This is a genomic window from Paenibacillus sp. HW567 (genome assembly GCF_000374185.1).
Classification (GTDB): domain Bacteria; phylum Bacillota; class Bacilli; order Paenibacillales; family Paenibacillaceae; genus Paenibacillus_AQ.
On the sequence record NZ_KB910518.1, the window covers coordinates 172985 to 185244 of the forward strand.

Consider the following 12260-nt stretch of genomic DNA (forward strand, 5'->3'; position numbering starts at 1 on the left):
ATGCATAGATGAATTACACAATTTTACAAGGGGGATACACAATGAAACGCAAGAGTATTAAGACAGTCTTTACGCTCATGCTAATGAGTTCCATGCTGATCGCCGGCTGTGGAGGCGGAAACAACAATGCTGCTACTAACAACGGTAATAAATCAGAAGGCACAACCAATAATGCAGCTACAGCAACAAACGCAGCTAATGATACCAGTCCGGTTACCTTCTCGTTCTTTGGTGCCGATGCCAGTCCTAACTGGAACAAAATGCAGGATGATGTAGGTAAGGTTATTACCGAAAAAACTGGTGTAACCCTGAATGCTGAATATGATGTGGGCAGCGGCGGCGGCGAACAAAAGATTTCTTTGATGGCAGCCAGCGGCGAAGTGCCTGATTTGATCTTTGCTAAGAGTTATATTGCAAAATTGGTTGATGCAGGCCTGATTATAGATATGACAGATCTGATCGACAAGTACGCGCCAAACTTGAAAAAGATCTACGGCGACAATATGAACCGATTGAAATATAGCAAAGACGATCAAAAAATCTATTCCATTCCTACAAATACCGGGGTTAACCAACAATCCTTTGACGCTACAGGCGGCTTTGAAATTCAGCACAGAGTGTTGAAGGAGCTTGGATATCCTCAAGTAAAAACGTTGGCGGATTATGAGAAAGTGCTGAAGGAATATGTAGCCAAACATCCTGAAACGGATGGACAGCCAACTATTCCTCTCTCCTTGAATGCAGACGACTGGAAAATCATGATTACCGTTACCAACCCGGCGTTCATTACGACCGGTGCACCGGATGACGGTGAATATTACGTAGATCCAAAAACCTATGAAGCGAAGCTTCACTACAAACGTCCGGAAGAAAAAGAATACTTCCGTTGGTTGAACAATATGTATGCTCAAGGACTGCTGGATAAAGATACCTTTGTCCAAAAGGATGACCAATACAAGGCTAAAGTAGCCAGTGGACGCGTGCTCGGTCTCATCTCCCAAGAATGGGAGTATCAAGACGGCGAGAATGCCCTGAAATCAGCAGGCAAGGACGATTACACCTATGCTCACTTCCCTGTAACCATGTCCGATCAATATAAGGATCATTCCTTCCAGTCTTCAGGCGTTGATGCTGCCGGAATCAGTATCACTACCGCTTGTAAAGATCCGGTTCGCGCAATTAAGTTCCTGGATTGGCTTGCTTCCGATGAAGGTCAAGTGCTGATGAACTGGGGTATTGAAGGTAAACAATATACCGTAAACGCAGAAGGCAAACGTGAAATTCCTGCGGATGTTCAAAAGAAGAAAACAGATGATGCTGCCAATTTTGCCAAGGAAACAGGTATTGGCCTGTACACAGCTTTGACTGGTCACTACGGCGATGGTGTGAAGGATTCCACAGGCAACTATTACACTACTAACTTCCCGGATCAAATCGTTGCTGCATATTCTCAGGCAGAGAAGGATTCTCTGAAAGCATACGGAGCAACAACCTGGAAGGATCTGTTCCCTAAAGAATCCGACTTCCCGGTTAAGGAATGGGGCGCGCTGTACAACATGCCTACTCCAACAGATGGCGATTATCAGGTTACCTACAAGAAAACTCAGGATATTATCCGTAAACGTATCCCTGAAGCCATCCTGTCCAAACCTGCTGACTTCGACAAGGTATATGATGCATTTATCGCTGAGCTGAACAAAGCCGGCGCTGAAAAAATGGAAGCAGAATATACTGATCTCGTTAAAGCGAGAGTATCCCTGTGGACTGGCAAGGATCTGTAAGCACTATTATGACAGCGGAGCATTGATCCGCTAACCACAAGGATCAAGCAAAGGCCCGACTTTGGTCAGGGCCTTTTGCTGTACATTCATATCGGAGGGCGAGAAGATGACGAACCATAACCCGGAGCGTGCCTGGACCTTGAAGTACGGCCGGCCCGCAGAAATTTGGGAAGAAGCGCTGCCGCTCGGCAACGGGCACATGGGGGCGATGGTATTCGGCGGTACGTCCAAGGAGCGAATTCAGCTCAATGAGGATACTTTATGGGCGGGATTTCCCCGGGATGACAATAACTATGAAGCGCAGCGTTATTTGAAGCAGGTGCGTGAACTGGTCTTCGCGGGAAGCTACGGAGAGGCTGAGGATATCATTAATGGGCATATGCTTGGCGTGAATACGCAGCCGTATTTGCCGCTGGGAGATTTGTACCTGGAGCAGGCGGGAGCCGGGAACCCTGAAGGGTATCGCCGGGAGCTGGATCTGGACAGCGGCATTGCCAGTGTGTCCTACCAGACGGGGAATGGAGCATTTACCCGCGAGGCGTTCATCAGTGCTCCTGACGGAGTATGTGCCGTATATACAGCCAGTGAGGCCCAAGGTCAGCTTCATCTGACGATTTCCTTGCACAGCCCCTTGAAGCATACAACGGGAGCGTACGGAGAGCGGCAGCTTGTGCTGCGCGGCCAGTGTCCTACCCATATCGCAGACAACTATCATGGCGATCATCCCTATCCCATTCAATATGAGGAAGGGCTTGGCATCAGCTTTGAGCTGCAACTGCAAGCTGTGGTTACCGGCGGCAGCGTCCAGGCTGAGGATGGGAAGCTTGTAATCTCCGGTGCAGACAGTGTACTGCTGCTGCTTGCCGCCGGCACCACTTATGAAGAGCTTAAGAACAAGGCGGCGCATATCCGGGGAGACATTGCTGAAGATTCTGTGGCGGCAGTGAGTCCTGCGGAGGACTGTGCCCGGAGATTGCAAGCGGCAGCGTCCAGGTCCTATGCGGAGCTGCGGCAGCGGCATGTGGATGAACACCGGAGAATCTTCCGCCGGGTGGATCTGGATCTTGGCGGCTGGGAAGCGAGTGAGCAGCCGACAGACCAGCGGCTGGCTGCATACAAAGAAGGCCAGGAAGATCCCGCACTTGAGGCGCTGCTATTTCAATATGGCCGCTATCTGCTGATGGGCAGCTCCCGTCCGGGGACACAGGCCGCGAATCTGCAAGGGATTTGGAACCAACATGTAACACCGCCCTGGAACAGCAACTACACCACCAATATCAATACCCAGATGAATTATTGGCTGGCTGAGGTAGGCAACCTGAGTGAATGCCATGAGCCTCTAATTGATATGGTCCGCGAGGTCAGCGTCACCGGAGCCAGAACCGCCGCTATTCATTACGGGGCGCGGGGCTGGGTAGCCCATCACAATGTGGACCTCTGGCGCAGTTCTTCACCGTCGGGCGGGGATGCCAGTTGGGCTTTCTGGCCGATGGGCGGCGTCTGGCTGAGCAGCCACCTGTGGGAGCATTATGCCTTTAACCCGGACCCGGCATATCTTGCGCAAACGGCATACCCGCTTATGAAGGGTGCAGCATTGTTCTGTATAGACTGGCTGGTTGAAGGACCGGATGGCCTGCTGCTGACAAATCCGTCCACTTCACCGGAGAACCGTTTTGTGACGGAAGCCGGCAGACCCTGCAGTGTCTCTATGGGCTCGGCTATGGATATGAGCCTGATCCGCGAGCTATTCGGACATTGCCTGCAGGCAGCGCGGCTTCTGGGCATGGACGAGGCATTCCAGCATCAATTGGAGGAGACGCTGGCCCGCCTGTCTCCACTGAAGATCAGCGGGGACGGACGTCTGCAGGAGTGGTCTCTGGATTTCACGGAATCCGAGCCGGGGCATCGCCATGTCTCGCATCTGTATGGACTGTATCCCGGCAATCTGATCAACGGAAAGGAGACACCGGACCTGCTGGAAGCGGCCCGCCTGTCTCTGGAGAAGCGAATTGCTTCCGGCGGCGGACACACCGGCTGGAGCTGTGCCTGGCTGATCAATTTGTACGCCCGGCTTAAGGATGGTGCCGCCGCTTACGGGTTCGTCCGTACACTGCTGACCCGGTCGGTGTACCCGAACCTGTTCGATGCGCATCCGCCATTTCAGATTGACGGTAATTTTGGGGCTGCTGCCGGGATCGCAGAAATGCTGCTGCAGAGTCATCTGGGCGAAATCAGCCTCCTTCCGGCACTGCCGCAGCATTGGAAGAATGGCCGGGTCCAGGGACTCAAGGCCCGTGGCGGCTATGAGGTGGATCTGGAGTGGAAGGAACATGTACTTGTCTCCGCCAGGATTACTGCATCGTGTGACGGACTATGCCAGCTAAGCTATTCACGTGCGCTGAAGCTTCAGCTTCCTGACGGCACAGTAGTGGAAACCAGCGGCCCGCTGGCAGTCAAAGCGGGAGTAAGCTATCTCATCACGCTGTAAGCTGAAATTGCTCTCCTGCAGAATTTATGCGGAGAGCAGTTTTTTTGCCGCGGTATTTACTTGGCTGCAGTATTGAACCGATAATAGATTAAAGTGTATTCTATATAGGTTGAACAATAGATTTTCATATTGGGTCTGGTCGTAACTGCGGGGAATGTTTGGACTTCCGGCCGCTGTTGTCTGCAGATTTCTTGATTTGTACCGCTCTTCGCGGTTGAAATCCGCAGACAAAGGCGGACGCGTTCGCTCCTCCAGTTCCAAACTTCCCCTCCGTTACTTCGGCCCTTTTTATGTTTTTTTTAGTTCAACTGATATAGGCAGTGAGGCCGTTGCAGGAATAAACTAACCCTATTAAGGAAGTTACGGTTGTGGAAACTGGAATTTCGGCATCTACTATAAAGTACATACAACCGGGTGAGCCATAGTACGGCTTGTAGGAGGATACGCGATCTATGGGAAAAAAGCAGTTGCCGCTGATGAAGGCCATACTGGGAGGAATGCTTATAAGCGCCGCCTTGCCTCCGGTACTGTACTGGGGCTGGGGGCATGCCTATGCTGCAGCGGATTCGGCAGTGCTTCGCTCCGGGGCAGAGATGGTGCAGAAGCTGACCGGTGCGATGAATAACCGCCGGGAGAATATAACGTTCCTGTATGAAGGCAAGACCACCAATTTGAAGGCTCAGGTGCAGAAGGCGATTGACCAGGCGATGGGCAGCGATCCCTATCTGTATTATATTATCGACAGCTACGCCTTTTCTTATCGGGGAAGCAGCCGCTCAGCCAATGTTACGGTTCAGATGGAGTACCGGGAGACCTTGCAGCAGACGGCTCAGGTGAATAAGCAGGTGAAGGCGATCCTGCAGCAGATCATTACCCCGGGAATGAACAATCACCAGAAGGTTAAGGTTATCCATGACTGGGTGGTGCTGCATTTGAAATATGATACCACATACCGGAGATATACCGCTTATGAAGGGCTGCAGACCGGAAGCGCTGTGTGCCAAGGCTATACGCTGTTGACCTATAAACTGCTCCTGGGCGCAGGCATTCCGAACAAGATTGTTGAAGGGACCGCCAGAAGCGAAGGAGGGGTTACCCAGTCGCATGCCTGGAATCTGGTGCAACTGGATGGACGCTGGTATCATCTGGACACTACGTGGGATGATCCTACGCCAAGTCCGGAGGGCGGCATCAGCACAGTCTACTACATGCGTACGGATGCCCAAATGCGCAAGGATCATAGATGGACCAAGACATATCCTGCAGCTTCAATAAGCTATGCCCAGACGCTGTCCGAACTGGTCAGCCGGGGAGGAAGCAGCGTGCCTGTCTACAAGGAGCTTCAGAAGAAGCTTGATTACCGGCTGTATGAAGAGGAGCAGGTGGTTACCTCTGCTGCTGGACTGAGAGCGCTGGCGAAGCAGGCAATGGCCTCCGGCAAGAAATCCTTGCTGTTCCGCTACCGGGGCAGTGAAAGGCTGCTGAGGGATGATCTGCAGGAGCTGTACAGCTTGGGTCTGGAGAAGCTGTCGTACAACAGTACTGCCTTTGACAACACCGGGGATTTGAAGGTATATGTAACCTGGCAATAATGAGCTAGTGAATGAGTCCGATGGACTCTAAACAGACAAGGAAGGGATGCCCTTTTAGCCATTTGGCTGAAGGGGCATCCCTATTTAGGTTGATTGGCTTCGAATGCCGGATAAGGACTCTACTCCGGGTGAGTGCTCAGATCGCATTGAGCCAGCGGGACAATGCTGCTCTTGCGGAACCAGCCGTAGCCGATCCAGATCAGCAGGAACAGCGGCAGGCTGACATAGGAGACGAGGATGCCGTACCAGTCGATACGTTCCCCCGTGAAGGCCCCGAGATTCTGCCCGAACACGGCAATAAGACATAATACGAGCGCGAACAGAGGTCCGAAGGGGAACCATTTGGCCCGGTAAGGCAGCTCCTCCAGCGAATGGCCCTGCTTCACAAAAGCGCGGCGGAAACGGTAATGGCAGACAGCAATGCCCAGCCAGTTGATGAAGCCGCACATCCCCGAAGCGTTGAGCAGCCAATTATAGACGGCCCCGTCACCAAAAAAGGAGGCGAGAAAAGCCAGCATGCCGACTGCGGTAGTGACGAGAAGCGCGCCTACAGGCACGCCGCGGCGGTTCAGCTTGCCGAGGGCGCGCGGAGCCATGCCGTCCTTGGCCATAGCGTACAAGACACGGGTCGAGGCGTACATGCCGGAGTTCCCGGCTGAGAGCACCGAACTGAGGATGACGGCGTTCATGACGGATGCGGCAATCGCAAGACCCGCTTTGTTGAAGACAATCGTGAACGGGCTGACGCCGATATCGTCGATGCCGCCTCGCAGCAGGTCGGGATTCGTGTAAGGAATCAGCATGCCGATGACGAGAATGGCGAAGATATAGAAGATCAGGATGCGCCAGAATACCCGGCGGATAGCCAGCGGCACATTGCGGCGCGGATTCTCGCTCTCGCCTGCTGCCACGCCGACGAGTTCAGTACCCTGAAAGGAGAAGCCGGCGGCCATGAAGACGCCGACGAAGGCAAAGAAGCCGCCGTGGAAGGAGCTGCCGCCAAGCTGGAAATTGCTGAAGCCGACTGCTTTGCCGCCCATAATGCCAAAGATCATCAGCACGCCTACAGCCAGGAAAACGATAACGGTGATGATTTTGATAATCGCAAACCAGTATTCTGATTCACCGTATCCGCGTGCAGACAGGAAGTTCAGCCCGAACATGAGCAGCAGAAAGAGCAGGCTCCAGAGCATGGAGGGACTGTCCGGGAACCAGTATTTGATGATTACGGTGGCGGCGGATAGCTCGGCGGCTATGGTGACGGCCCAGTTGTACCAGAAATTCCAGCCGATAGCGAAGCCAAAGGCAGGGCTGACAAAGCGCGTGCCGTAGGTGCTGAAGGAACCGGAGTCGGGCAGATAGGTTGCCAGCTCCCCAAGGCTGGTCATGAGAAAATAGACCATGATGCCAACCGCCGTATAGGCGAGCAGCGCGCCTCCCGGACCCGACGAGGCGATTGCGCCCCCGCTGGCGAGGAACAGTCCGGTTCCGATAGATCCGCCAAGCGCGATCATGGTTAAGTGTCTGGCCTTGAATGATTTGCGCAGCGCTGGAGCGGCAGCAGTGCTGCTCCCCGCTCTGATATGCTGCTGATTGTCTTTGTCTTTCCTTCCTTGCATGAATAGGACACTCCCTCTGATTGTGATGTTGCTGTTCATGAAGGGCTCTATCCAAGAAGTGTATCCGCCTTACAAGCGCACAAAAACCGCAGACGAATTCTGCGGTTTCCTGTATTTACAGCTCCGCACCATACTCCCTGTTAGATAGCGCAACACAGTCAGCGCTCCAGTAACCTGGCGGCCTGTACCGTGACAGTTCCGTGCCTTTCGGCGACGGCCCCAGCCTGCACTGCAAATAAGAGCAGCAGTACGGACTTCGGCGGATATACCTTTTCGCGGCGCTTCACAGACGGCTCTTAGGCGTCTCGGCGCGCGTACTCTTTATATCCGCGACCTCTACCTCATCTTAGGTATGATGAGGCTATCTTATAACGATATGAACATTAGCAGGGATTAGTATAATGCAACTTGCCGGCCTGCGCAATGACAATTTACGGCAGGTTGGCGTTAGCTTCTCCGGCGCTCTGACATTTGCTGCCATACGGTTCCGGCAGCTTCTTCGCCGGATGCAATGCGCTCCAGCGCCATTTTGGCCTGCAGGCCAACCTCGAATTCCGGGTCGTCTGCCGCGATGCTGAGCGCCTCCTGCGCTTCAGCCGTGCCGACCTCATAAAGAAAACGCGCCGCCCGCCAGCGGACCAGCTTGCTCTTGTCCGTCAGCGCCGCCGTCATCACCGGTGTCGCCGCCGGATCGCCGATGTCGGACAGCGTATCCCCCGCGGTGCGCCGCACCGCAGGGGCGCTGTCTGCCATCGCCTCATACAGCAGCTCCATCGCCGCAGGCGTGCGGATGTCGCCCAGGTACACGACCGCAAGCCTGCGGATATGCAGCTTGGGGTCGTGCAGCGCCTCGCGCAGCTCCGGCAGGAGCTCTGCCGCCGGCGCGAGATCCTCCAGCGCGGCGTAGCGCACGCGCCAGTCGCCGTCCTTCAGGTCTCGCAGCAGCTCGTCCTGGGCCTTCTTCTGCCGCTGCTCGATGAACTCGCCGCTCGTTCCGTGCGCGATAGCCTGCTGCACGAGGGAGTCGAGGCGTTCCTGCGGATACGCCGCTTCAAGCTCCTGCTCGACCTCCCGCGCGATCTCGGGCGGCTCGCCGTAGCGCACGCCGTAATCGGTGAGCTTGCGCTCTTTGATGAGTACGGCGCTGGCCACATCCGTCACCGCCTGCGTGAAGCGGGCGGAGAGGGCGATGCGCTCCTCACTCGCGCCGGTTTTGACGCGGATCTGGATCGGGATGCCGCGGAACATCTGCACGAATACCTGGGATTCCCCGAAGTGGGCCCCGGCATTCTCGTCGCTCAGGCTGAAGTCCGTGCTCAGGCCTTCCGCACCGAAGCGGGCCTGGACCTCGCGGAGAATCGCGGCCCAGTCGGCGCTGCCTCTGCGCTCCAGCGCGGCAAAATCGGCAGCATGATAAATGCTGGTAACACCCGGTATCGTCAGCATCTCCCGCGCCCAGGCAGGAGCGGACCGCTGGCTCTCCGGTGTGTAGGTTCGGCGTACTCCAGGCTCCAGACTTTCATTCAGATGAAGCTTCATCGTATTGGGACTTGGAGTTGGTTCAATAAAAGTGATCTTCATACGCTAGGCTCCCCTTTTGAACGGCATTGTCACCGTAAGTACTTTACCCGCATTTTACCGTATTTCCGTCATTGAAACAAAAGAGCGGCTCTCCTTGTAAGGCGGCCTTACGCCGTATTCGTACAATTTGTATGCATTACTATATTTTGTGGGCGGACTGCGGGGTTTTTCCCTTGATTTTATGCTATAATGAGCCGGAAACCTAAGTGAAAAGGATGGTAATGCTTAATGATCAGTACAAGCGGCGTAACACTCCGCTACGGAAAACGCGCACTATTTGAAGATGTAAACATAAAATTCACACCCGGCAACTGCTACGGCCTCATCGGGGCCAACGGCGCCGGTAAATCGACCTTCCTGAAAATCCTGTCCGGCGAGATTGAAGCGAACACCGGTGATGTACACATGACCCCGGGAGAACGGCTGGCAGTGCTGAAGCAGAACCATTTCGAGTACGATGAATATCCGGTGCTGGAAACGGTAATCATGGGGCATACCCGCCTGTATGATATCATGAAGGAGAAGGATGCGCTCTACGCCAAAAGCGACTTCTCCGAAGCCGACGGCCTGCGCGCCGGTGAGCTTGAAGGTGAGTTCGCTGAGCTGAACGGCTGGGATGCCGAGCCTGACGCGGCTGCAATGCTGATCGGTCTGGGCATTATGCGTGAGCTGCACGACAAAAAAATGGCCGAACTCAGCGGCAACGAGAAGGTCCGCGTTCTGCTCGCACAGGCCCTGTTCGGACGTCCGAACAATCTGCTGCTCGATGAGCCTACCAACCACTTGGATCTGGAATCCATCGGCTGGCTGGAGAACTTCCTCATGGACTACGAAGGCACTGTTATCGTGGTATCCCATGACCGTCACTTCCTGAACAAGGTGTGTACGCATATTGCGGACATTGATTTCGGCAAAATCCAGATGTATGTCGGCAACTACGACTTCTGGTACGAGTCCAGCCAACTGGCTCAAGCGCTGCAGCGTGACGCGAACAAGAAGAAGGAAGACAAGATCAAGGAGCTGCAGGCCTTTATCCAGCGTTTCTCGGCCAATGCCTCCAAGTCGAAGCAGGCGACCTCCCGTAAGAAGCAACTGGAGAAGATTACGCTGGACGATATCCGCCCGTCGAACCGCAAATATCCGTTCCTCAACTTCAAGCCTGAACGGGAAGCCGGCAAGCAGCTCCTTACGATCACCGGCCTGACCAATACGGTTGAAGGCGAGAAGGTGCTGGATGAATTCAGCATTGTGGTCAATAAAGGCGACAAGATTGCTTTTGTCGGTCCGAATTCCCAGCCGAAATCGCTGCTGTTCGATGTGATTATGGGTGAGAAGGAAGCTGACGCCGGTGAATATTCCTGGGGTGTAACCACAACCCAAGCCTATTTTCCAAAAGACAACTCCAGCTACTTCGACGGTGTGGACATGAACCTCGTGGAATGGCTGCGCCAGTACTCCAAGGATCAGGATGAGACCTTCCTGCGCGGCTTCCTGGGCCGGATGCTTTTTGCCGGAGAAGAGGCGCTGAAGAAGGCGAGTGTGCTCTCCGGGGGAGAGAAGGTCCGCTGCATGCTGGCGAAGATGATGCTGAACGGGGCAAATGTGCTGGTGTTCGATGAGCCGACCAACCACTTGGATCTGGAATCCATCACGGCGCTGAACAATGGGCTGATTGATTTCGACGGCACTATCCTGTTCACCTCCCATGACCATCAGTTCATCCAGACGATTGCGAACCGCATCATCGAGATTACACCGGCAGGGGTTATCGACCGCACCATGACTTACGATGAGTATCTGGAGAACCCGGAGATTAAGGAACTGCGTGACCGTATGTATCCTGTGGAAGTATAAGAACCATATATGCAAGCATTGAACGGACTTGAGTTCATATGGAAACGGCTGCGTCGTCCCGAAAGGGATAACGCAGCCGTTTATGTTCAACCCGTTTTATGATCCGCCGGTACGACGGCGCTGGTTGTTGGGCTTTTTATTGTTTTGACTTTTCAGCGGTTTTGCAGAACCCGCCTGAAATGAAGACCCGGGCTTTGCGGAAGTTTGCTGCTTCTTCTGTTCCAGCTTTTGACGGATGGCATCCGCCAGATTGATTTTACTTTTTTCAGTGTTTTCGCTCATATTGTTAACCCCCTTAGGTAGCAAGTCCTTCCTACATTTTAATGGTTTTTAAATGCTGCCACAAGGGCAAGAATAATTCAAAGAATGATTTGCCGGGGCTCGGGAACAGTATGAAAATCAATATGGGGGTGTAAGCATTGGCTGATATCTATGAGGATATACGCAAAGGCGAACGAGGGGCTCTGGTCAGTATTATTGCCTATCTTATTCTGTCTGCGTTCAAGCTGGTCTGCGGCTATGTATTTGCATCCAGCGCACTGCTGGCAGACGGCTTCAACAACCTGACGGACATCGTCGCTTCACTTGCGGTGCTGATCGGTCTGCGGATCTCGCGCAAGCCGCCGGATTCCGATCATCCCTACGGGCATTTCCGCGCCGAGACGGTAGCTGCGTTGCTCGCTTCTTTTATTATGGCGATGGTAGGCATTCAAGTGGTTGTTGAGGCGGTACGTTCTCTGTTCGAAGGGGCCAAAGCAGTGCCCCAGCTATGGTCGGCCGGAGTCGCGCTTGTGTGTGCTGTAGCCATGATGGGGGTGTATATATACAATAAGCGGCTCGCCAGACAGATTAACAACGGTGCATTGATGGCTGCAGCGAAGGATAATTTTTCAGATGCGATGGTCAGTATAGGAGCCGCAATCGGCATTGCCGGAGCGCAGTTCGGACTGCCCTGGATTGATTCGGCCGCTGCCGTGGCTGTCGGGCTGCTGATTCTGAAGACGGCATGGGATATATTCCGTGATGCGACATACCGGCTGACCGATGGTTTTGACGAGGATAAGCTTCTGGATCTGCGCAGTACAATTGCCCGGACCCCGGGTGTGGAGGGCATCAAGGATATTAAAGCCCGCGTACACGGGAATCATGTGCTGGTCGATGTGGTTGTGGAGGTAGATGCCAATATTACAGTCACGCAAGGCCATGCAATCAGCGATTCCATTGAAGAGCGGATGAGCAAGCTGCATAACACGATGAATGTGCAGGTTCATATGGAGCCGAAGCCGTAGGTTACCTCTTATTTTCTCCTAGTTCGCTGTAATTTTAACCAAATATAAGGAGAAAT

The 12260-nt window shown here is 53.9% G+C and carries 8 protein-coding genes and 1 riboswitch; of the genes, 5 read left to right on the plus strand and 3 right to left on the minus strand.

Features of this window, described 5'->3' with window-relative positions; translation table 11 throughout:
• Positions 1-41: 41 nt before the first annotated feature.
• The 3 genes from B212_RS0100930 (at position 42) to B212_RS0100940 (ending at position 5861) form a co-directional block, all read left to right on the plus strand.
• Complete coding sequence (locus tag B212_RS0100930; protein WP_019908376.1) at positions 42-1781, plus strand: ABC transporter substrate-binding protein; 1740 nt, start codon at positions 42-44, stop codon at positions 1779-1781.
• A 106-nt stretch (positions 1782-1887) separates the two neighbouring features.
• A complete protein-coding gene (locus tag B212_RS30450; RefSeq protein WP_019908377.1) occupies positions 1888-4269 on the plus strand; it encodes a glycoside hydrolase family 95 protein in 2382 nt (793 codons plus the stop codon).
• A 452-nt stretch (positions 4270-4721) separates the two neighbouring features.
• Positions 4722-5861, plus strand: a complete 1140-nt coding sequence (locus B212_RS0100940) for a transglutaminase domain-containing protein (RefSeq protein ID WP_019908378.1) — start codon at positions 4722-4724, stop codon at positions 5859-5861.
• Positions 5862-5980: 119 nt separating this feature from the next.
• Here B212_RS0100940 and B212_RS0100945 read toward each other — a convergent pair whose 3' ends face one another.
• Positions 5981-7480, minus strand: a complete 1500-nt coding sequence (locus B212_RS0100945; RefSeq protein WP_019908379.1) for an amino acid permease — start codon at positions 7478-7480, stop codon at positions 5981-5983.
• Between the two features lie 137 nt (positions 7481-7617).
• Positions 7618-7827: riboswitch (Lysine riboswitch) on the minus strand.
• 100 nt (positions 7828-7927) lie between these two features.
• The gene (locus tag B212_RS0100950; RefSeq protein WP_019908382.1) at positions 7928-9061 is read right to left on the minus strand and encodes a virulence factor; all 1134 of its coding nucleotides are present in this window, start codon (positions 9059-9061) and stop codon (positions 7928-7930) included.
• Between the two features lie 228 nt (positions 9062-9289).
• Here B212_RS0100950 and B212_RS0100955 point away from each other — a divergent pair, with 228 nt between their 5' ends.
• Positions 9290-10915, plus strand: coding sequence for an ABC-F family ATP-binding cassette domain-containing protein (locus B212_RS0100955; RefSeq protein ID WP_019908383.1), 1626 nt, complete (start codon positions 9290-9292; stop codon positions 10913-10915).
• Positions 10916-11011: 96 nt separating this feature from the next.
• On the opposite strand, the gene B212_RS0100960 is transcribed toward B212_RS0100955, so the two are convergent.
• Positions 11012-11197 (minus strand): hypothetical protein, encoded by a 186-nt coding sequence (locus B212_RS0100960; protein ID WP_019908384.1) that lies wholly within the window; start codon positions 11195-11197, stop codon positions 11012-11014.
• A gap of 137 nt (positions 11198-11334) precedes the next feature.
• On the opposite strand from B212_RS0100960, the gene B212_RS0100965 reads away from it, so the two are divergent.
• Positions 11335-12204 (plus strand): cation diffusion facilitator family transporter, encoded by an 870-nt coding sequence (locus B212_RS0100965; RefSeq protein WP_019908385.1) that lies wholly within the window; start codon positions 11335-11337, stop codon positions 12202-12204.
• Positions 12205-12260 lie beyond the last annotated feature (56 nt).

What these genes read in the sequence shown, in the direction of transcription:
- B212_RS0100930 (WP_019908376.1), top strand. Translation starts at nt 42, where the DNA reads ATGAAACGCAAGAGTATTAAGACAGTCTTTACGCTCATGCTAATGAGT.
- B212_RS30450 (WP_019908377.1), top strand. Translation starts at nt 1,888, where the DNA reads ATGACGAACCATAACCCGGAGCGTGCCTGGACCTTGAAGTACGGCCGG.
- B212_RS0100940 (WP_019908378.1), top strand. Translation starts at nt 4,722, where the DNA reads ATGGGAAAAAAGCAGTTGCCGCTGATGAAGGCCATACTGGGAGGAATG.
- B212_RS0100945 (WP_019908379.1), bottom strand. Translation starts at nt 7,480, where the DNA reads ATGCAAGGAAGGAAAGACAAAGACAATCAGCAGCATATCAGAGCGGGG.
- B212_RS0100950 (WP_019908382.1), bottom strand. Translation starts at nt 9,061, where the DNA reads ATGAAGATCACTTTTATTGAACCAACTCCAAGTCCCAATACGATGAAG.
- B212_RS0100955 (WP_019908383.1), top strand. Translation starts at nt 9,290, where the DNA reads ATGATCAGTACAAGCGGCGTAACACTCCGCTACGGAAAACGCGCACTA.
- B212_RS0100960 (WP_019908384.1), bottom strand. Translation starts at nt 11,197, where the DNA reads ATGAGCGAAAACACTGAAAAAAGTAAAATCAATCTGGCGGATGCCATC.